At 68.7% G+C, this 19,012-nt stretch carries 18 protein-coding genes, 1 tRNA gene and 2 pseudogenes; 11 read left to right on the top strand and 10 right to left on the bottom strand.

The genetic code is table 11. The features are described 5' to 3' along the window. Positions 1-6: 6 nt before the first annotated feature. The 3 genes from MZV50_RS15830 to MZV50_RS15820 are packed head-to-tail and all read right to left on the bottom strand — an operon-like array spanning position 7 to position 2,581. Positions 7-1,002: a DUF2891 domain-containing protein gene (locus tag MZV50_RS15830; protein WP_252630246.1), complete on the bottom strand. Its 996-nt coding sequence runs from the start codon at positions 1,000-1,002 to the stop codon at positions 7-9. Continuing rightward, positions 999-1,940 carry a DUF979 domain-containing protein gene (locus MZV50_RS15825; RefSeq protein ID WP_252630245.1) on the bottom strand — a complete coding sequence of 314 codons (942 nt, stop codon included), beginning with the start codon at positions 1,938-1,940 and terminating at the stop codon, positions 999-1,001. Before MZV50_RS15825 ends, MZV50_RS15830 begins: the two co-directional genes overlap by 4 nt. Further along, positions 1,937-2,581 (bottom strand): DUF969 domain-containing protein, encoded by a 645-nt coding sequence (locus tag MZV50_RS15820; protein WP_252630243.1) that lies wholly within the window; start codon positions 2,579-2,581, stop codon positions 1,937-1,939. The genes MZV50_RS15825 and MZV50_RS15820 overlap by 4 nt, the downstream gene beginning before the upstream one ends. A gap of 148 nt (positions 2,582-2,729) precedes the next feature. Between MZV50_RS15820 and MZV50_RS15815 the strand changes: the two genes are divergently transcribed. From MZV50_RS15815 to MZV50_RS15795, 5 genes and pseudogenes are all read left to right on the top strand, one after another. Next, positions 2,730-3,503 (top strand): class II aldolase/adducin family protein, encoded by a 774-nt coding sequence (locus MZV50_RS15815; RefSeq protein ID WP_252630241.1) that lies wholly within the window; start codon positions 2,730-2,732, stop codon positions 3,501-3,503. A 29-nt stretch (positions 3,504-3,532) separates the two neighbouring features. Continuing rightward, positions 3,533-4,288: a hypothetical protein gene (locus MZV50_RS15810; RefSeq protein WP_354668900.1), complete on the top strand. Its 756-nt coding sequence runs from the start codon at positions 3,533-3,535 to the stop codon at positions 4,286-4,288. A 120-nt stretch (positions 4,289-4,408) separates the two neighbouring features. Next, positions 4,409-5,530: an efflux RND transporter periplasmic adaptor subunit gene (locus tag MZV50_RS15805; RefSeq protein WP_252630240.1), complete on the top strand. Its 1,122-nt coding sequence runs from the start codon at positions 4,409-4,411 to the stop codon at positions 5,528-5,530. Beyond that, positions 5,530-8,672, top strand: a pseudogene (locus MZV50_RS15800) (efflux RND transporter permease subunit). Before MZV50_RS15805 ends, MZV50_RS15800 begins: the two are co-directional and overlap by 1 nt. A gap of 15 nt (positions 8,673-8,687) precedes the next feature. Then, a complete protein-coding gene (locus MZV50_RS15795) occupies positions 8,688-11,042 on the top strand; it encodes a transketolase (RefSeq protein ID WP_252630239.1) in 2,355 nt (784 codons plus the stop codon). A gap of 5 nt (positions 11,043-11,047) precedes the next feature. Here the strand turns inward: MZV50_RS15795 and MZV50_RS15790 are convergent, their stop codons facing one another. The 3 genes from MZV50_RS15790 to MZV50_RS15780 form a co-directional block, all read right to left on the bottom strand. Next, positions 11,048-11,404: a nuclear transport factor 2 family protein gene (locus MZV50_RS15790; RefSeq protein ID WP_252630237.1), complete on the bottom strand. Its 357-nt coding sequence runs from the start codon at positions 11,402-11,404 to the stop codon at positions 11,048-11,050. After that, complete coding sequence (locus MZV50_RS15785) at positions 11,401-12,138, bottom strand: nuclear transport factor 2 family protein (RefSeq protein ID WP_252630236.1); 738 nt, start codon at positions 12,136-12,138, stop codon at positions 11,401-11,403. The genes MZV50_RS15790 and MZV50_RS15785 overlap by 4 nt, the downstream gene beginning before the upstream one ends. A gap of 115 nt (positions 12,139-12,253) precedes the next feature. Next, complete coding sequence (locus MZV50_RS15780; RefSeq protein ID WP_252630234.1) at positions 12,254-12,751, bottom strand: c-type cytochrome; 498 nt, start codon at positions 12,749-12,751, stop codon at positions 12,254-12,256. Positions 12,752-13,029: 278 nt separating this feature from the next. Between MZV50_RS15780 and MZV50_RS15775 the strand changes: the two genes are divergently transcribed. The 3 genes from MZV50_RS15775 (at position 13,030) to MZV50_RS15765 (ending at position 14,494) form a co-directional block, all read left to right on the top strand. Continuing rightward, positions 13,030-13,530, top strand: coding sequence for a GcrA family cell cycle regulator (locus tag MZV50_RS15775; protein WP_252630232.1), 501 nt, complete (start codon positions 13,030-13,032; stop codon positions 13,528-13,530). A 63-nt stretch (positions 13,531-13,593) separates the two neighbouring features. After that, the gene (locus MZV50_RS15770) at positions 13,594-13,809 is read left to right on the top strand and encodes a hypothetical protein (RefSeq protein ID WP_252630231.1); all 216 of its coding nucleotides are present in this window, start codon (positions 13,594-13,596) and stop codon (positions 13,807-13,809) included. Positions 13,810-13,966: 157 nt separating this feature from the next. Further along, positions 13,967-14,494 carry a MarR family winged helix-turn-helix transcriptional regulator gene (locus tag MZV50_RS15765; RefSeq protein WP_252630229.1) on the top strand — a complete coding sequence of 176 codons (528 nt, stop codon included), beginning with the start codon at positions 13,967-13,969 and terminating at the stop codon, positions 14,492-14,494. A gap of 94 nt (positions 14,495-14,588) precedes the next feature. On the opposite strand, the gene arfB is transcribed toward MZV50_RS15765, so the two are convergent. From arfB to MZV50_RS15750, 3 genes are all read right to left on the bottom strand, one after another. Then, positions 14,589-15,011: an alternative ribosome rescue aminoacyl-tRNA hydrolase ArfB gene (arfB, locus tag MZV50_RS15760; RefSeq protein WP_252630227.1), complete on the bottom strand. Its 423-nt coding sequence runs from the start codon at positions 15,009-15,011 to the stop codon at positions 14,589-14,591. Further along, positions 15,008-15,469 (bottom strand): YaiI/YqxD family protein, encoded by a 462-nt coding sequence (locus MZV50_RS15755; protein WP_252630225.1) that lies wholly within the window; start codon positions 15,467-15,469, stop codon positions 15,008-15,010. Before MZV50_RS15755 ends, arfB begins: the two co-directional genes overlap by 4 nt. Before the next feature lie 25 nt (positions 15,470-15,494). Beyond that, a tRNA-Thr gene (locus MZV50_RS15750) sits at positions 15,495-15,569 on the bottom strand. A 130-nt stretch (positions 15,570-15,699) separates the two neighbouring features. Between MZV50_RS15750 and folD the strand changes: the two genes are divergently transcribed. From folD to MZV50_RS15735, 3 genes and pseudogenes are all read left to right on the top strand, one after another. After that, a complete protein-coding gene (folD, locus tag MZV50_RS15745) occupies positions 15,700-16,593 on the top strand; it encodes a bifunctional methylenetetrahydrofolate dehydrogenase/methenyltetrahydrofolate cyclohydrolase FolD (protein ID WP_252630224.1) in 894 nt (297 codons plus the stop codon). Then, a pseudogene (locus tag MZV50_RS15740) lies at positions 16,593-16,951 on the top strand (c-type cytochrome). Before folD ends, MZV50_RS15740 begins: the two are co-directional and overlap by 1 nt. A 68-nt stretch (positions 16,952-17,019) precedes the next feature. Then, entirely contained in the window at positions 17,020-18,423 is a 1,404-nt protein-coding gene (locus MZV50_RS15735; protein WP_252630222.1) for a D-arabinono-1,4-lactone oxidase, read from the top strand. On the opposite strand, the gene MZV50_RS15730 is transcribed toward MZV50_RS15735, so the two are convergent. Further along, positions 18,424-18,909 (bottom strand): Hpt domain-containing protein, encoded by a 486-nt coding sequence (locus tag MZV50_RS15730; RefSeq protein ID WP_252630221.1) that lies wholly within the window; start codon positions 18,907-18,909, stop codon positions 18,424-18,426. It lies immediately after the preceding gene. Positions 18,910-19,012 lie beyond the last annotated feature (103 nt).

The following is a 19,012-nucleotide window of genomic DNA, read 5'->3' as shown; positions in this document are numbered from 1 at the left end:
CCGGCGCTAGCCGTTCTCCAGCGCCAGTAGGGCGAAGGTGGCCAGCCAGTGCTCGCCCATATAGTCGCCCGAGACGTGCGGGATGGCGGCCGCCAAGTGGTTCAGGGCGGCGTTGATCGCGAGCGGCTTGGCCGGATCGGCCTCGGGCATCGCCGCGGCCAGGGTTCGCCAGCACCAGGCGCGGGACAGGTTGAGGCCGTCCAGGTGGGCGATCTTGCCGTCGCTGCGATCGCTGACCTTGGCCGGCGTGAACAGCGTCGCCGGCTGCTTGCGCGCGAGATCGGGCAGGAAGCGCGGGAACCACAGCTCGAAACTGGCGCGGGGCAGGAGGCGGCGCATGGCCTCGGCCTCGATCAGGGCCGGCGAGAGGAAGTCGTCGCCCGACGGCTCCCAGGCGGGGCACGACGCGTCCTGGCCGTACCAGACCAGAGCGCGGTTCTGCAGCAGTTCGAAGAAGGCCTGATCGTCGGTCATCTCGGCGTATTCGTAGGCCAGGACCAGGGCGAAGGCGGTGTTGAAGTGGGTCCCGGCCCGGACCGGATAGTCGGCGATCGGCAGGAAGGCCTCGAAGCGCGCCTTGAACGTGGCGGCCAGAGGCGCGTGAACTTTGGCCCAGGGACGGTCGTGACGCAGCAGCTCGGCCTGCAGCATCAGGCTCCAGGCCCAGCCGTAGGGGCGCTCGAAGCCCCGGCTTTCGGGGCGGGCCAGGTAGGCGACCTCGACGGCAACCTTCTCCTGGGTGAAGGCGTCGTCGAACAGGGTGATGATCTCTTCGGCTTCCGGAATCTCCGGGCGCAGGCGCAGCAGGGTGGCCAGCAGCCAGTAGCCGTGGACGCACGAGTGCCAGTCGAAGCTGCCGAAGAAGATCGGATGCAGGTCGCGCGGCGAACGGACGTCGTCCGGACCCGCCATCACGTGATCCAGCTTGTTGGGATACTCACGGGTCAGGTGGCCCAGGGCGATCCTGGCGAAGCGCGAGGCGGTGGCGCGGGCGAGGCTCATCGGTGAAAGGCGAGGGCGTTCATCAGGACCACGTTGACGACCAGCATCAGGGCCGCGGTCGGCGCCTGGGCGCGGATCACGGCGTAACGGTCCTTCAACTGTAGGAGCGCCGCCGGCACAAGGTTGAAATTGGCCGCCAGCGGCGTCAACAGCGTCCCGCAGAAGCCCGACAGCATGCCGATGGCGCAGACCACGGCTGGATCGCCGCCGAAATGGCCGATCACCAGGGGCAGGGCGATGCCGCCAGTCATCACCGGAAAGGCCGCGAAAGCGTTGCCCATCATCACCGTGAAGACGGCCATGCCGACGCAGTAGGCCGCGATGGCGGCGAAGCGGCTGTCGACGGGGGTCAGCTGAATGGCGATCTCGCCGATGGTCTTGCCGACGCCAGCCAGGGCGAACACCGCCCCCAAGGCCGCCAGCATCTGCGGCAGCAGCGCCGCCCAGCCGACCAGATCCATCAGGCGGCGGCCTTCCTGCAAGGGCGCCGAGGCCGGTTGGTGGAACATGATCTTGGCCAGTATGGCCGCGATCAGGGCTGCGAAGGCCAGGGCGATCAGGGTCGCCTGCTTGGGATCGACGAACGGAAGGCGCTTGAGGGTCAAGGAACCGGCCAGGACCAACAGCGGAATGACCAGAGCCGGGACGAACAGGCGTGCGCCGTAGGTCGCCGCGAGGCGCTCGCGCTCGGCGGGCGAGGTGGTCTGCGGCGCGCCGACGCCTAGCCGACCGCTCCCGGCGATCGCGGCCAGGGCCAGGACCAGGACGCCGTTGCCAAGGTCGCCCAGGCGGTCGCCGAACAGGAAGCTGATCGCGACCAGGCCCCAGAAGCCAGCATTGCCCCAACGCTTGGCGTTCTCGCGGTCGAGCGCGCTGAGCCCGGCGAAGGCCGCGAACATCAGGCCGGCCAACAGGTAGACGAGCGGCAGGCCGATCATGCTTTCAGCCGCCGATCGAACAACAGCAGGCGTGCGCCATGGATGACGAACGCGGCGATGGCGCTCGGAATCGCCCACATGGACAGACGCAGCGGCTCCACCGTGACGCCGCTCTGATCCAGGAAGCCGACGATCAGCAGGATCGAGCCGATGGCCAGGAAGATGTCCTCGCCGAAGAACAGACCGACATTGTCGGTGGCGGCGGTCATCGCCTTGACCGTCTCACGCTGGTCGTCGTCCAGCGGCTCGGCGGCGGCCTCGGCCATGGGAGCGACCAGCGGACGAACGGTCTGGGCCTGGCCAGCGACCGAGACCAGTCCCAGGGCGGCGGTCAATTGGCGCATCAATAGATAGACTAAAAGTATTCGCCCGGCGCTGGCGGCGCGGATCCCGCGTATGGCGTTGCGGGCTCTCTGCTGCAGGCCGGCGCGCTCCAGGAGGCCAATGGCCGGCAGGACGAGCCAGACCACGCTGACATAGCGGTTGGTGTTGAAGGCCTTGCCGAAGGCGGCCAGAACCTCAAGCGGCGTAAGGCCCGCGGCCAGTCCCGAGGTCAGGGCGGCGGCGATCACGACCAGCAGCGGATTGAAGCGCAGGGCGAAGCCCAGCACGATCACCAAGACGCCCAACAGGGTCAGCATCCGCCGCGACTCTCCCACGCTTCGAAGGGACGGTCCGGCGCCCGCGCGAGGCTGGCAAGCGGGCAGGGCGACTTAATCGGGCCTCTTGACGGCTTTCCGCCTCGGCGCGACCCTCAAGGTAACAATGATAACCTACGGGAGGCACACCATGGCCGACGGCGCTATGCCCATCACGTCCCTCAAGGGCAAGGTCAGCGAAGCCGAGTGGCAGGCGCGGGTCGACCTCGCCGCCCTCTATCGTCTTGTGGCCCTGCACGGCTGGGACGACATGATCTTCACGCACATCTCAGCCCGCATCCCGGGGCCCGAGCATCACTTCCTGATCAATCCGTACGGCATGTTCTTCGGCGAGATGACCGCCTCGTGCTTAGTGAAAGTCGATCTTGATGGCGCCATCGTCGACAAGACGCCGTACTTCATCAATCCGGCGGGCTTCACGATCCACTCGGCCATCCACGCCGCGCGCGACGACGCCCACTACGTCATGCACCTGCACAGCGACCAGGGCACGGCGGTGTCGGCGCACAAGGAAGGCCTGCTGCCGCTGACGCAACATTCGCTGATCGTCTTGCCTCAGGTCGCCTATCACGACTATGAAGGTATTGCGCTCAACTTGGACGAGCGGGAGCGGCTGGTGGCCGACCTGGGCGACAAGAAGCTGATGATGCTGCGCAACCACGGCACCCTGTCCGTGGGCGCCTCGGCGGCGGAGTGCTGGTTGGGGATGTTCTTCCTGGAGCGGGCGTGCGCGCAGCAGGTGATGGCTCTGTCGATCGGACGCGACAACGTCCTCCTGGCGCCCGACGCGGCCCAGGAAGAGGTGCGTCGTCAGACTGGCATGGGCATGGGCATGATTGGCGGCCTGGCGTGGCCGGGCTGCCTGCGCAGGCTGGATCGCGAGCTGCCGGGCTACGCGGACTAGCCGCCCTTTCGGACGTCCGAACAGCCGTCGTGGTCCTGGCGATCACGGCGGCTTTTTCGTGCCCGGCGTCCACGGCTTTGGCCGGCGCCTGGCCGCTCGAGCCGGGCCGCGCCCAGTTGATCGCCAAGTACGAGCGCACGACCGCCGACCAGGGCTACGATCCCGACGCCGTGCTTGTCCAGATCGACCCACGCCGCGATGAGAGCCTGTCGGTCTTCGTCGAGCGCGGCCTGACCCCGCGCCTGACCCTCCAGGCCAAGGCCGGCGTCACGCGCGGCCACGACCGCTGGGTCAGCTACTCGGGCCGGGGACCCGTCGAGGCGGGTCTGCGGTGGGCGGTCCTGCGCGGTGAGCGCTCATCGCTTGCCGTCTATCTGGGCGCCGGCGAAGCGGGCGCGGGGCGCAACGCCGGTTACGCCGCGCCGGGCCAAGGCAGTCTGGACCTGGAAGCACGGGTGCTTTTCGGCCGCTCGGGGGTCTGGAAGGGCCACGAGGTCTATGTCGATCTGCAAGTCGCGCGGCTGAAGCGCCAGGGGCTGGCCGACGAGACGCGGATGGACGCGACCCTGGGCGCGCGGCCGGCCAGGAACTGGCTGGTTCTGGCGCAAACCTATGCGGGGCAAGCCGATCGCAGCCCGGTCCGTTCGCGCTGGCTGAAGAGCGAGATCTCGATCGTTCGATCATTCGGCGACTGGAGCGTGCAGGGTGGATGGCGCGATACGGTCTCGGGCCGCGAAACCGCTCGCGATCAGGGCGTCGTGCTGGCCTTGTGGCGGCGCCTCTAGCTTGTTTCAGGACTGCAACAGTCCGTCATCCGTGTGTCACTGGACGCCGCTTTAGGCTGCGGTGCATATCTCGCCGCACTTATAGCTTCGCCGACTCTGCTCGGCGCCCGGAGCGTTTCTTTGATCCGTAGGCACTTCTTCCTCGTGGTGGCCCTGACCGCCGTCGTCCTGATGCTGGTGGTGGGCGGCCTGAAGCTGGCCTTCGCCAACAAGGAGGCCAAGGGCGCCGGCGGCGGCGCGCGCGCGACCAACGTCTCGCAGATGGCGGTCGGCGAGCGGCCGTTCACCGATCGTATCGAGGTGCTGGGCGCGGCCAAGGGGCGGCAGTCGGTGACGATCACCTCCAACACCGCCGAACTGATCACCGCGGTCCATTTCCGCGATGGCGAGGCCGTGTCGCGCGGCCAGGTGCTGGTCACCCTCAAGGCCGACCAGGAGGACGCCGGGATCTCGGAGGCCAAGGCGCGGCTGGCCCAGGCCGAACGCGACTACACGCGCTGGAAGACCCTGGCCGACAAGGGCATCGCCCCGCGCGCCACGGCCGAGCAGTATCTTGCCGCTCTAGAGGTCGCCAAGGCCTCGGTGGGCACGGCTCAGGCTCAGAAGCTGGATCGTGTGCTGCGGGCGCCGTTCGCGGGCCGCGTCGGCATCTCGGACGTCGCGCCGGGCATGCTGATCGCCGCCGGCACGCCGATCGTCAGCCTGGACGACGCCTCGGTGATCCGCGTCGATTTCTCGGTGCCCGATCGTTATCTCTCCACCCTGCGCGAGGGCCTGCCGATCACGGCGCGCCCCGACGCCCTGGCCGGCCAGACCTTCCAGGGCCGTATCGCCCAGATCGACACCCGCATCGACCCGGCCACCCGCGCCATCAAGGCCCGCGCCGAGTTCCCGAACGCCGATGGCCGCCTGAAGCCGGGCATGCTGGTCAAGGTCGCCATCGACCAAGGCGTGCGCACGGCCGTCGCCGTGCCGGAGGCGGCCGTGCAGTTCGAGGGCAACCAGGCCTCGGTCTTCCGGATCGCCAAGGGCCCCAAGGGCATGGTCGCCCGCCGCACCGACGTCGACACCGGCATCACCGAAGCCGGCTTCGTCGAGATCCGTTCGGGTCTGACCAAGGGCGACAAGATCGTGGCCGACGGCCTGAACCGCATCCAGGACGGCGCGCCCGTCGGCAGCGGCGGCGGCAAGCCTGGCCAAAAAGGCGGCGAGCAGGGCGGTTCTGGCCGTAAGGCCGGCTGATGCTGTCCGACCTTTCCGTCCGTCGTCCCGTCTTCGCCGCCGTCGCGGCGATCATCCTCTGTGTCATCGGCCTGGCGGCCTACAGCTCGCTGCCGATCCGCGAATTGCCCAGCGTCGATCCGCCCGTCGTCTCGGTCTCGACCACCTATCGCGGCGCCTCGGCCGAGGTCATCGAGGAGCGCATCACCCAGGTGATCGAGCGCCAGGTGGCCGGCATCCAGGGCATCGACCGCGTCAACAGCAGCAGCCGTGACGGCCGCTCGCAGATCACCATCACGTTCAACCTCGACCGCGACCTGGACGCGGCCGCCAACGACGTGCGCGACGCCGTCAGCCGGGTGACCAGCAACCTGCCGGATCAGGCCGATCCGCCGCAGATCGCCAAGGCCAACGCCGACGCCTCGCCGATCATCATCCTGAACCTGACCTCGACGACCCTGGACCCCCTGGCCCTGGCGGACTACGCCGACCGCTATCTGGTCGAGCGGATGTCGACGATCGACGGGGTGGCTCAGGCCAACCTGTTCGGGGCCAAGATCTACGCCATGCGGATCTGGCTGGACGCCAATGAGATGGCCGCCCGCAACGTCAGCGTCGACGACGTCGAGAACGCGCTCAACGCCCAGAACCTGGAGCTGCCGGCCGGCTCGCTGGAAAGCAACGCCAAGGACTTCACGATCCGTGTGGCCCGCGCCTACGCCAAGCCCGAGGAGTTCGCCCGCCTGCCGCTGCGCGCGGCCGACGCCAACGGCTTCGTGTTGCGGCTGGGCGACGTGGCGCGCATCGAGGAAGGCCCGGACGAGCGCCGGCGCATGTTCCGGGGCAATGGCATCGACCAGGTCGGCATCGGCCTGACCCGCCAGTCGCAGGCCAACGACGTCGCCATTTCCGAGGCAGTCCGCAAGGAAGTCGACCTCATCAACCAGAGCCTGCCGCCTGGCACCACGATGGTCGTGGCCGTCGACAACTCGGTGTTCACCGCCGAGGCCATCCACGAGGTCTGGATTACCATGGGCCTGTCGATCGGCCTGGTGGTGCTGGTCAACCTGGTGTTCCTGGGCAGCTGGCGCTCGGCCCTGATCCCCTCGATTGTCGCGCCGATCTGCATCCTGTCCACCTTCATCGTCCTGGCCCCGATGGGCTTCTCGCTGAACCTGCTGACCCTGCTGGCCCTGGTGCTGGCCGTCGGCCTGGTCGTCGACGACGCCATCGTGGTGGTCGAGAACATCCAGCGCCGCGTGGACGAGGGCGAGCCCGCCCTGGTCGCCGCCGAGCGCGGCACGCGCCAGGTGTTCTTCGCCGTCGTGGCCACCACGATCGTGCTGATCTCGGTGTTCGCGCCGCTGATGTTTCTGCCGGGCTATATCGGCCGCCTGTTCGTCGAGCTGGCCGTGGCCATCGCCGCCGCCGTCGCCTTCTCGGCGCTGCTGGCGCTGAGCCTGTCGCCGATGATGGCCTCCAAGCTGCTGCGCCCGCGCACGGCGAGGGCTGGCTGGCCAAGCGCGTCGACGCGGCCATGGACAAGCTGAAGAACTCGTACCGCGCCTCGCTGGAGAGCATCCTCGGCGGATGGTCGGCGGCCATCGCCGGCGTGCTGGTGGTGGTGCTGGCCGCCTTCGCGGGCCTGCTTTTCACCGTCCTGCCCAAGGAACTGGTGCCGCCCGAGGACCGGGGCCGCGTGGACGTGTCGATCACCGCGCCCGAAGGGGCGGGCTACGACTACACCGCCGGCATCGCCGCGCGGGTCGAGAAAGCCATCACCCGCTATCGCGAGGACGGCGAGGCCGATCGGACCATTCTCAGCATCCCGCGCTTCGGCCAGAGCCAGTTCAACACCGGCAACGGCGTCGTGGTCATGAAGCCCTGGGGCGAGCGCAAGAAGACCGCCGACCAGGTCGCCGCCGAGCTGAACAAGGACCTCGGCAAGATCACCGGCGTGCGCGCCATCGCCAGCGTGCGCGGTCCGTTCCAGCGGGGCGGCGGTGGCGGCGGGGGCGGGGGCACCAACGTCGACCTGATCGCCGTCGGCAACGACTACGTCCAGCTGGCCGAGTGGCTGAAGCCCATCCTGGCCGAAGCCCAGGACAATCCGGGCCTGTCGCGTCCGCGCCTCGACTACGAGCCGACCGCGCCGCGCCTGTCGGTGCAGATCGACCTGGACAAGGCCGCCAGCCTGGGCGTCTCGGCCCAGTCGATCGGCCGCGCGCTGGAGACCATGTTCGGCTCCCGGCGCGCCACGACCTACATCAAGAACGGCCAGGAATACGACGTCATCCTGCAGACCAACCTGGAACAGCGTCGCAGCATCGAGGACCTGAACCGGCTGAACGTCCGCACCAATTCGGGTGTCCTGGTGCCACTGTCGACCGTGGTGACCACGCAGCTGCGCGGCGACACCCCGGACCGTCCGCGCGTCGACCGCCTGCGCTCGGTGACCCTGACGACCCAGCTGAACCCCGGCTATACCGTCGGCGACGCCGTGACGTTCTTCCAGGCGCAGGCGGCCGAGCGGCCCGTGCCCGGCGTCAGCGTCAAGTGGGGCGGCCAGGCCAAGGACTATCTGGAAGGCTCAGGCGGCATCGCCATAGCCTTCGGCCTGGCCCTGCTGCTGGTGTTCCTGGTGTTGGCCGCGCAGTTCGAAAGCTGGATCCATCCGGCCGTCATCATGCTGACCGTGCCGCTGGCGGCGCTGGGCGGGCTGTTCGGCCTGCTGATGACCGGCTCGACCATCAACACCTACAGCCAGATCGGCCTGATCATCCTGGTCGGCATCGCCACCAAGAACGGCATCCTGATCGTCGAGTTCGCCAACCAGCTGCGCGACGAAGGCCTGACCGTGCGCGAGGCGGTGATCGAGGCGGCGGCCCTGCGCCTGCGTCCGATCATCATGACCTCGATCGCCGCGGCCATGGGGGCCCTGCCGCTGATGTTGTGGGCAGGCGCCGGCGCGGGAAGTCGCAAGACGATCGGGGCGGTGATCTTCACCGGCGCGATCTTCGCGACCCTGCTGACGCTGTTCATCGTTCCGGTGTTCTATGACCTCCTCGCGCGCTTCACGAAGTCGCCGGAGTGGACGGCCCGGCAGATCGAAGAGTATGAAGCCCGCGAAAAGAACGGTGAGGGGCAAACCTCACCGGCATAGCGCAGGTGAGGAAGCATGGCTGATGGCTCTCTGACGGCCAGGCGGCAGGAAATAGCTCTGCTGCGCCGTCTCGAGGAACGGATTCTCTGGCTGGCTGCGTGGACCATCCACAACGCCAACCATCTCCGGCGAAGCCGCGATGGCCTGAAGGTCGGCGGTCACCAGGCGTCCAGCGCCTCGCTGACCACGATCATGACCGCCCTCTACATGAAGGCGCTGCGGCCGCAGGACCGAGTGGCGGTCAAGCCGCACGCCAGCCCGGTGTTCCACGCCATCCAGCACCTGTTCGGCCGCCAGAGCCTGGACAACCTCAAGCGCTTCCGGGCCCTGGGCGGGGCCCAGTCCTATCCCTCGCGGACCAAGGACGTGGACGACGTCGACTTCTCGACCGGTTCGGTCGGCCTGGGCGTGGCCATGACCGCCTTCGCCTCGCTGACTCAGGACTACCTGGCCGCGCGCGGGGCGGTGAAGCCTGAAAAGATGGGCCGGATGATCTCGCTGCTGGGCGACGCCGAGCTGGACGAGGGCAACATCTACGAGGCCCTAATCGAGGCCTGCAAGCACGACATCCGCAACACCTGGTGGATCGTCGACTACAACCGCCAGAGCCTGGACGCGACCACCCAGGACCGCATGTTCACCCGCTATGGCGAGATCTTCGAGGCCGCCGGCTGGACCGTTGAGACGCTGAAGTGGTCCAAGCGCCAGCGCGAGGCCTTCGCCAAGCCGGGTGGCGACAAGCTGCGGGAGTGGATCGAGACCGCGCCCAACGACCTGTTCTCGGCCCTGACCTACCAGGGCGGGGCGGCCTGGCGCGAGCGGCTGAACGCCGACCTGGCCGGCAGTCCCAGGACCCTGGCCCTGATCGCCGGCTACAAGGACGTCGACCTGGCCGAGCTGATGACCGAACTGGGCGGTCACTGCCTGGAGACCTTGCTGGAGGCTTTCGAGAAGGCGGGGCAGGACGATCGGCCGCGCTTCTTCATCGCCTACACGGTCAAGGGCCTGCGCCTGCCGTTCCAGGGGCACAAGGACAATCACGCGGGCCTGATGACCCCGGCCCAGATCGCCGAGTTGCGCGAACGGCTGGGCGTCGTCGAGGGCGAGGAGTGGGACCCGCTGTCGGGCCTGTCGGCGGCCGAGCGCACGGCCTTGAAGGGCCTGGTCGCCCGCGCGCCGTTCGCCGCCGAGGTCGAGCGCCAGCACGTCGCGCCCAGGATCCCGACCCCGACCGCCGACGAACTGCTGACGGCCGTTTCCGGAGGCGGCGAGCAGTCGACCCAGGCCGCGTTCGGCAAGGTGATGTTTGAGATCGCCGCCCGCAAGGACGAGTTCGCCGGCCGCGTCGTCACCACCTCGCCGGACGTGACGGTCTCGACCAACCTGGGCGGCTTCGTGAACCGCCGGGGCGTGTTCCAGCGCCGCGCCCACGAGGACGTCTTCAAGCGCCGCCGCATCCCCTCGGCCCAGGTCTGGTCCAAGGCCGAGACCGGCCAGCACGTCGAGCTGGGCATCGCCGAGAACAACCTGTTCATCGCCCTGGCGGCGCTGGGCCTGACCGCGCCGCTGTTCGGCGAGCGCCTGTTCCCGGTCGGGACCTTGTACGATCCGTTCATCGCCCGGGGCCTCGATGCCCTGAACTACGCCTGCTACCAGGACGCCCGGTTCCTGCTGGTGGCGACGCCTTCCGGACTAACGCTCGCCCCGGAAGGGGGAGCGCACCAGTCGATCAACGCCCCGGTCATCGGCATGGCCCAGCCGGGCCTGGACACCTACGAACCGGCCTTCGCCGACGAGACCGCGGTGCTGATGGCCCACGCGTTCGACCGAATCCAGGCGGCGGACGGCGCTTCGACCTATCTGCGCCTGTCGACGCGGGTGATCGATCAGCCCGAGCGGGCGGATGACGCCTGGCGCCGGGGCGTGGTCGACGGCGCCTACTGGCTGAAGGCGCCCGCGCCGGGCGCGCGGCTGGCGGTGGTCTACAGCGGAGCCCTGGCCCCCGAGGCCCTGGCCGCCTTCGAGGCGCTGTCCGAGGACATGCCCGAGGCCGGCCTGCTGGCCGTGACCTCGGCCGACGTGCTGCACCGGGACTGGACGGCCTCGGGGCGGGCGCGCTGGACCGGGGATGGCGCGCGGGTCTCGACCATCGAGACCCTGCTGACGCCGCTGGACCGCGACGCTGGCCTGGTGACGCTCACCGACGGTGCGCCGCTGGCCCTGTCGTGGCTGGGTTCGGTGCGGGGTCAGCGGGTGCGAGCGCTGGGGCTGGAGGCGTTCGGCCAGTCGGGGGACCTGCCGGACCTCTACGGCAAATACCGCCTGGACGCCGAGGCGGTGCTGGACGCCTGCGCCGACCTGCTGGCCTAGAAAGCCTAGAGGCCGCCGACGATCGTCAGGCCCGACAGCAGGCCGTCGCGGAAATGGTAGATCAGGGTGGCGCGGCTGTCGGTCCACAGATGGCCGTCGGGGCTCTCGACCGAGTACTGGGACTCGACCGTCAGGGCGTCGGCGCTTTCCGACACCACCCGGATCAGGGCGATGTTCGGCACGATGGTCGCGAAGATATGGGCGAACTGCGCCATCGTCGCTTCCCGGCCGACGAACGACGGGCCGCTTTCCAGGGTGTCGGGCCAGACCACATCGGGATGCAGCGCCGTCCGGATGCCCGCCAGATCGCGGGCGTTGAAAGCCTCGTAGGCCGTTTCCAGAAGCTCGAGCAGCGCGCTCATGGTCCGTTTCCGTCACGACCGCTGTCGTCGACGTCCTGTTCGACGATCAACCCCCGCTCCAGACGATACCAGACGGTGATCGTATCGTCCTGCCAGAGGCCGCCGCTCGGGCCGCGGGTCTCGACCTGGATCCGCGCCCGGACCCGGTCGTCGGGCGCCAGGGCGTGGTTCAGCACCACCAGTTTCAGACGGACGGTGTCCAGCAGGTGCTCGAAGTGGGCGCGCACGCCGTCCAGCCCCTGGATCTCGCCGCTCTCGAAGGTGTCGGCGAAGCGGGCGTTCGGGGCGTAGCAGGCGACGATCGCATCCAGGTCGCGGGCGTTGATCGCCCCGTGCAGCCGGGTCAGCAGGTCGGCGATCCCGGGGAAGGTGACGGCCTGGACGTCCTGCTCGGCCTCCATCCGCGTGATCTGGCCGCCCGCGAGCGTGAAGCGGTGAACGACGCGGGTGCTGGACCACAGCGAGCCATCGGCGGCGCTGGCGACGGCCTGGCGACTCGGCACGCTGACGCGGCCGCGTGCGTCGGTGTGCAGGCTGATCGGTTCGTAGTGGGCCCGCAGTGGGGCGGTGACGTCGGTGAAGTAGATCCGGACGGCGTCGCGGCCCTTCAGCACGCCGCTCTCGACCTCGTTGGGCCATTCGACGTCGTCGGTGAGCATCGCGACGCAGCGATCGAAGGCGCGGCCGTTATAGGCGTCGAACAGCTGCGCGATCCGATCCTCGTCGGGCGTCATGGGCCTGGATCCGGATCCCGGTTGGAAACTCTATCCATGCGCCAGAACCGCCTGTCGCGGAGCGTGTAACAATGCCGCACGCACGCTTCTTTTTCGAGCGGGGCCGGGCGCATGGTCAGGGCGCCGGCTTGTAGCCCGTCTCCACCTTCAGGTAGGCGATCAGGTCGATGCGGTCCTTGGGATCGTGCAGGCCCGCGAAGGTCATCTTGGTGCCCGGCAGGAACTCGCGCGGGCTCGAGAGCCACTTGTCCAGGTGCGCGGCGTCCCAGGTGAAGCCCGCCGCCTTCACCGCGTCGGAATAGGCGTAGCCTTCCTTCGAACCCGCCTTGCGGCCGAAGACGCCGTAGAGGTTCGGCCCCGTCAGGTCCGGGCCGCCCTCGGTGATGGTGTGGCACGAGCGGCAGAGGGCGAACTTGCTCTGGCCGTTCGACAGGTCGCCGGTGTTGTAGGGGGCGGGCAGGGCGGCCAGGGCGGCGGCCTTGTCGGCGTCGGTCGGGGCGGGCGCGGAGGCGGGCGCGGAGGCCGGGGCCTCGCCCGAGCTGCCGCCGTCCTTGGAGCAGGCCGTGGCGGCCAGGCAGAGGGCCGTGACGGCCGCCAATCTCAACGTACGCATGCTGGTCCCCAACTGACGTTTCGCCGCACCGGCTGCGACGGCGCGACGCATTCCAAACCCTTATAAAATCAGGGTCCCCCGCCTGTCACGGAACAATGTTCCTTAAGGCGGGCTTGGCGGGAGCCCTGCGACAATTGCCGGTATCTACGTGATTCTTCTCACGAAAAGTGGAATCGCAAAACGTGGGTCCGCACATAATTGTTTGACGGGCGTTAACCATAAATTCTACCCATTTTCTCACGGAGCGGGCTGGCTCCGATGGGCAGGGACACAAGATCATGGACTGGAGCGAGGAACGCACCGCGACGCTCAGGAAGCTTTGGCTGGAAGGCCTGAGCGCGAGCCAGGTGGCCCGCCAACTGGGCGGCGTCAGCCGTAGCGCGGTGATCGGCAAGGTTCACCGTCTGGGCATCACCGTCCGCGAGGTTCCGACCCGCCAACGCATCACCACCGTCCGCTCGCCGTCGCGCATCCAGGTCCGCCGGCCGACCCGCGAGACCACCGCTGCGCCCCACGTCGCGCCGCGTCTGGAGCGCACCGAGGAAGACCTGCTGCCGACGTCGGGCATCCTGGAGCTGGGCGCCCACTCGTGCCGCTGGCCGATCGGCAACCCCGAGGGTGACGACTTCGGCTTCTGCGGCCGTCCCAAGCTGACTTCGCGCGGCTCGTATTGCGAACAGCACAGCGCCGGCGCCTTCCGTCGCCTCGGCTCCAGCCAGGCCGTCGAGGCCTGGGCCCTGAAGGGCCTGAAGGAACGGGTTCAGCCGAGCCAGATCTGAGGCCTGCTCCAGACCTTCTTCGCCAGAATTTTCTCCTTTCCTCGAGACCACCGAGCAAAACCCATGAACATGGTCCTGATCGAGAACGCCGCCGGCAGCAGCCAAGTGATCACCATCATCGAGGAGTTCGCCGGCCACTCGGTGTCGCGCGATCTGAACCCCGGCGACCACGCCCGCATCCCGGTCACCCAGTTCAAGTCGATCACCGTGCGCGAGACCTATCCGGACAACTGGCTGACCCGGGGCCGCGACCGCAACCGGGCCGCCACCGACGCTTGACGAGCGAACCTGACAGTCAGAATTCCCGCATAAATTGAATGAGATGACCCCGCGAAGCCTTTCGCGGGGTTTTTCGTTTCCGTAGCGGACACCACAGATTGCGTGGCCGTTAACCTTATGAGACACAGAGCGCCGTTTTGTGGGGGCGGAAACGATTATGCGTAAGGGGGATGAGCGCGCCGACGTGGTCGAGGACCATGCGCTGCCGCTGCCGAGCTATCTCAGCTACTTGCTTTACCAGACCGAGCAGCATCGCCGCGCGGTCGCCGCGGACCTTCTGGCCCGGCACGGCCTGACCTTCGCCAAGTGGGTGGCGATGATCTCGCTGCGCCGGTTCGGCGACCTGTCGATGACCCGCCTGGCCAAGCTGGCGGCCACGGACCGCACCACGCTGACGCGCTCGATCGACAGCCTGATCGCCGACGGTCTGGTGGCGCGCGAGACCTCGTCCAGCGACCGCCGTATCGTCGTGGTCCGCCTGACCGACATCGGTCGCGGCCTGCTGGAAACGATCCGCGCCGAGATTCGCCCGCTGAACCGCGACATCTGCGCCAACCTGACCGCGGAAGAGCAGGCGGCCATGACCCTCTATCTGCAGAAGATGCTGACCGGCCTGATCGTCGAGCCGGACTGGAAGCAGGACGTCATCGCGTTCTCCACCCCGGCCCCGCCGGAGACGGTTTAGCCGGCGGCTCGTCCGCTTCGAGCCGTCCACACTCTGCTCTCCTGAAAGGGGAGGAGAGGTCCGGCGACCACTCAAGCCGCACAGCGTTGCATCCTCAGTCGTCGAACTTAACTCGTCCGCGTCCGGACTTCACTGTCCCGCGCTTGGCCTTGCCGTCCAGCCGTTTGAGCTTGCTGGAATACGTCGGCTTGGTGGCCTTGCGGGGCTTGGGCTTCTCGGTCGCGCGGCGGATCAGGTCCACGAGGCGCTCCTGGGCGTCCTGGCGGTTCATCTCCTGCGAGCGTGAGCCCTGCGAGAACAGGATCAGCACGCCGTCCTGGGTCAGGCGGCTGCCGGCCAGCTTCTCCAGGCGCGCCTTGACGTCTTCGGGAAGGGACGGGGCGTTGCGCACGTCGAAGCGCAGCTCGACGGCGGTCGAGGTCTTGTTGACGTGCTGGCCGCCGGGACCCGAGGCGCGGGTGGCCTTCCAGACCAGCTCGTCCTCATCGATCCGCAGCCAGGACGTGATCTCGATCATCGGGGAACGGCCCGCTTGGCCTTGACCACCAGCTGGTCCAGCGCCTGCAGGAAGCGCGAGCGGTCGGCGTTGGCGAAGGCGGCTGGGCCCTTGGTGACCTCGCCCATCGAGCGCAGGTGCTCGCCGATCGAGCGCGAGGCCAGGGCCGAACCGATCATGTCGGCGCTGAACACCCGCCCGTTCGGGGCCACGGCCGCGCCGCCGGCCTTCAGGACCCGGTCGGCCAGGGGGATGTCGTTGGTCACCACCACGTCGCCCGGCCCGCAACGCTCGGCGATCCAGTCGTCGGCGACGTCGGGGCCGGCGTCGACCACGATCTGCTCGATCACCGGCGTCAGCGGCACGCGGATCCAGCTGTTGGACACCACGAAGGTCTTGAAGCCGTGGCGGGCGGCGACCTTGTAGGCCTCGTCCTTCACGGGGCAGGCGTCGGCGTCGATGAAGAGGATGGCGGTCATCGCGACTGGACCTGAATGGAAGGACTGGTGCCGGCGGAGAGGATCGAACTCCCGACCTTCGGTTTACAAAACCGCTGCACTACCGCTGTGCTACGCCGGCATGGGCCGTCCGGTGGCCGGACGGGCGTCTTCCTTAGCGAGGCCCGGCGACGCGGGCAATGGGGCGTTCTCACCCGCCGTTGCGAGTCTCGCTTCCAAAGGCTAGGGACGGGCCAAGCAGGAGAACCCCCATGACCCAGGCGACCATCATCGACGGCAAGGCCTTCGCGGCCGATCTGCGGGCCAAGGTCGCCGAGGAGGTCGCCGAGCTGAAGGCCAAGCATGGCGTCACCCCAGGCCTGGCCGTGGTGCTGGTCGGCGAGGATCCGGCCAGCCAGGTCTATGTCCGCAACAAGGGGCAGCAGACGGAGGAGGCGGGGATGTACTCGGAGACCCACCGCCTGCCCGCCGAAACCACCCAGGACGAGCTCCTGGCCGTGGTCGCTAAGCTCAACGCCGATCCCAAGATCCACGGCGTGCTGGTCCAGTTCCCGGTGCCGCCGCACATCAGCCAGATGGACGTCGTGGCGGCGCTTTCGCCGGACAAGGACGTCGACGGCCTGACCGTGACCAACGCCGGGCGCCTGGCCAGCGGCCTGCCGGCCCTGGCGCCCTGCACGCCGACGGGCTGCATGATGCTGATCAAGGACGTGGTCGGCGACCTGAAGGGCAAGACCGCCGTGGTCATCGGCCGCTCGAACCTGATGGGCAAGCCGATGGCCCAGATGCTGCTGGCCGCCGACTGCACCGTGACCATCGCCCACTCGCGCAGCCAGGACCTGCCGGGCATCGTGCGCCAGGCCGACATCGTCGTGGCCGCCGTCGGTCGGGCCGAGATGGTCAAGGCCGATTGGGTGAAGCCCGGCGCGGTGGTCATCGACGTCGGCATCACCCGCTATCCGGCTCGCGATCCGGAAGCCGCCGCAGCGGGCAAGACCCGCCTGGTGGGCGACGTCGCCTTCGACGAGGTCCGCGCAGTGGCCGGCGCCATCACGCCGGTGCCGGGCGGGGTGGGGCCGATGACCATCGCCTGCCTCCTGGCCAACACCCTGACCGCCGCCAAGCGCCTGTCGGGGATCGCCTGATGAAGCGGGCGTTCGTCCTCACCGCGTCCGCCCTGATACTCGCCGCCTGCGGGCCAAGGCGCCGCCGCCTCCGACGCCGGAGCAGGCCTTGGCGTTGCGTCCCGCCGACGCGCGCCTGTCGGCCCTGTACGAAACCTCGTGCCACGCCTGCCACGCCGTCCCTGGCACCGGCGCGCCGCTGATCCATGACCGCGCCGCCTGGGACGGGCGCTACAAGCGCGGCGAGGGCGTCCTGCTGGACCACGCCATCCAGGGCTTCAACGCCATGCCCGCCACCGGCCAGTGCGCGACTTGCACGCCGGATGATTTCAAGGCCCTGATACGCTTCATGGCGGGGCGCGAAGACTCCGCGAAATAGGCAAGCATGACAGCCGAAAGTGTTCGCGGTTTCGGCGACCGTCATGCGCCAGGAAGAGCGGGGGAAACATGATCACCAGGCGTGGAGCCCTGATCGCGGGCGGAACGGGCGCGGCGGTCGTCGCCGGCGGCGGCGCGGCCTATGTCGTGGCGACGGGAGACAAGCCCGAACCGCCGGCGCCGGCCTCGGTCAACGCCCAGGGCAAGCTGCTCTGGCGCAATTGGTCGGGCGTGCAGCACGCCTATCCCGCCGCCCGCCTGGCCCCCAAGGACGAGGCCGAACTGGCCGAGATGCTCGGGCGAGCGCAAGGCCCCATCCGGCCGGTGGGCGCGGGCCACTCCTTCACCGCCCTGGCTCCGACCAGCGGGACCCTGGTCTCGCTGGACGCCATGGCCGGCATCGTCGGCTGGGAGGGCGACCAGGCGATCGTGCGCACCGGCACGCGGCTCGGCGCCCTAGGGCCGTTGCTGGCCGAGAAGGGGCGGGCGCTGCCGAACCTGCCCGACATCAACAAGCAGTCGCTGGGTGGAGCGCTGGGCACGGCCACCCATGGAACCGGCCAGACGATCGCGGCCATCCACGGCGACGTCACCGGCCTGCGGTTGGTGACGCCCACGGGCCGGGTGATCGACGCCGACAGGGCGACCAACCCCGAGGTCTTCCAGGCCGCTCGCGTCTCGCTGGGCGCGCTGGGGGTGATCAGCCAGGTCCGGATCAAGACCGGCGCCAACCGGCGCCTGCGCCGCCACGTGTGGTTGGAGCCGTTCGACGAAGCCCTGGCCAACGCCGAGGCGCGCTGGGCCCAGCACCGCAACTTCGAGTTCTTCGCCGTGCCCTTCACCGGCCTGGCGGCCAATATCAGCCACGACGAGACCGACGATCCGGTCTTGCCGCGCGGCCCCGACCAGGACACCGAATTCCTCGAGGCGCTGCGGGGGCTGCGGAACCTGCTGGGCTTCGCCACGCCGCTGCGCAAGGCCGCGGCCAAGGCGCTGCTGTCGACCGCCAAGCCCGAAACGGCCGTCGACGAGGGCTGGAAGCTGCTGTCGACCGAGCGACCGGTGCGCTTCAACGAGATGGAGTTCCACCTGCCGGTCGAGAACCAGCTGAAGGCGCTGGCGGAGGTCGTGGGGACCATCGAGAAGGAGCGTCCGGACGTCTTCTTCCCGATCGAGGCGCGGCGGATCGCGCCGGACGACGCGTGGCTGTCGCCCTTCCATGGCGGGGCGCGGGGCTCGGTGGCGGTGCACGCCTATTATCGCGACGACTTCAGCTTCATGTACCAGCTGATCGAGCCGATCTTCCGCCGCTACGACGGCCGGCCGCACTGGGGCAAGCTGCACACGCTGAACGGCGGGCAGCTGGCGGCGATCTATCCGCGCTGGAAGGATTTCCTGGATGTGCGCCAGGATCTGGATCCGGAGGGCCGGATGCTCAACCCGTATCTGAAAGGCCTGTTTGGCCTGACCTGACTAGGCGGCGGCTTCGAGATATTCGGTGACGCGGGCTTCCAGCTCGGTGACCAGGGCCTTGCCCACGGGGTGGGTGTCGACCTTGATGTCGTCGCGGACGCAGGCCTTGATCGCGTCGATGTGGGCGTCGACCAGGAACATCGGCGCCTGGAGACGGGTCTCCGGCTCGTCGATCAGCTTGCACAGCGAGGCGGCCAGGCGGGTGATCAGCGGGAACTCGTATGTCGCGCCCAGGCCCTTCAGGTCGTGGGCGCGCAGATACAGGGTCTCGACCGTCTGGGCGTTCATGCCCTCGACGCGGATCGCCTGACGGGCGGCCTCCAGCTTGACGATCTCGTCGTTCAGCCATTGGGCGAAGTTGCCGGACAGGCTCTTCAGAGCGGCCTCGGCCTTGGCGATAGCGGCCATGTCGATGCCGCCACGCCCGCCCACCTTGAGCTTGAGCATGTTCGGCACCTGGATCACTTCAGCGGTCTTATTCGTCACGGGCGCCTCCCCAGCGGCGGATAGTTGCGTAACCGCTAACATAGCAGGCGTTAATATTGGGTGAGACGCGACCCAACGTCTCATGTCCGAGGCGAGGTCTTCA

Source organism: Caulobacter segnis (assembly GCF_023935105.1).
In the GTDB taxonomy this organism is placed as follows: Bacteria; Pseudomonadota; Alphaproteobacteria; order Caulobacterales; family Caulobacteraceae; genus Caulobacter; species Caulobacter segnis_B.
The sequence above is the reverse complement of the archived record's forward strand: the minus strand, read 5'-3'. Positions and strand labels throughout refer to the sequence as shown.

Excerpts from the sequence above, each read along its gene's own strand:
- folD (WP_252630224.1), top strand. The coding sequence starts at position 15,700 with ATGACCCAGGCGACCATCATCGACGGCAAGGCCTTCGCGGCCGATCTG.
- MZV50_RS15770 (WP_252630231.1), top strand. The coding sequence starts at position 13,594 with ATGAACATGGTCCTGATCGAGAACGCCGCCGGCAGCAGCCAAGTGATC.
- MZV50_RS15775 (WP_252630232.1), top strand. The coding sequence starts at position 13,030 with ATGGACTGGAGCGAGGAACGCACCGCGACGCTCAGGAAGCTTTGGCTG.
- MZV50_RS15830 (WP_252630246.1), bottom strand. The coding sequence starts at position 1,002 with ATGAGCCTCGCCCGCGCCACCGCCTCGCGCTTCGCCAGGATCGCCCTG.
- MZV50_RS15780 (WP_252630234.1), bottom strand. The coding sequence starts at position 12,751 with ATGCGTACGTTGAGATTGGCGGCCGTCACGGCCCTCTGCCTGGCCGCC.
- MZV50_RS15825 (WP_252630245.1), bottom strand. The coding sequence starts at position 1,940 with ATGATCGGCCTGCCGCTCGTCTACCTGTTGGCCGGCCTGATGTTCGCG.
- MZV50_RS15795 (WP_252630239.1), top strand. The coding sequence starts at position 8,688 with ATGGCTGATGGCTCTCTGACGGCCAGGCGGCAGGAAATAGCTCTGCTG.
- MZV50_RS15790 (WP_252630237.1), bottom strand. The coding sequence starts at position 11,404 with ATGAGCGCGCTGCTCGAGCTTCTGGAAACGGCCTACGAGGCTTTCAAC.
- MZV50_RS15755 (WP_252630225.1), bottom strand. The coding sequence starts at position 15,469 with ATGACCGCCATCCTCTTCATCGACGCCGACGCCTGCCCCGTGAAGGAC.
- arfB (WP_252630227.1), bottom strand. The coding sequence starts at position 15,011 with ATGATCGAGATCACGTCCTGGCTGCGGATCGATGAGGACGAGCTGGTC.
- MZV50_RS15765 (WP_252630229.1), top strand. The coding sequence starts at position 13,967 with ATGCGTAAGGGGGATGAGCGCGCCGACGTGGTCGAGGACCATGCGCTG.
- MZV50_RS15785 (WP_252630236.1), bottom strand. The coding sequence starts at position 12,138 with ATGACGCCCGACGAGGATCGGATCGCGCAGCTGTTCGACGCCTATAAC.
- MZV50_RS15735 (WP_252630222.1), top strand. The coding sequence starts at position 17,020 with ATGATCACCAGGCGTGGAGCCCTGATCGCGGGCGGAACGGGCGCGGCG.
- MZV50_RS15815 (WP_252630241.1), top strand. The coding sequence starts at position 2,730 with ATGGCCGACGGCGCTATGCCCATCACGTCCCTCAAGGGCAAGGTCAGC.
- MZV50_RS15820 (WP_252630243.1), bottom strand. The coding sequence starts at position 2,581 with ATGCTGACCCTGTTGGGCGTCTTGGTGATCGTGCTGGGCTTCGCCCTG.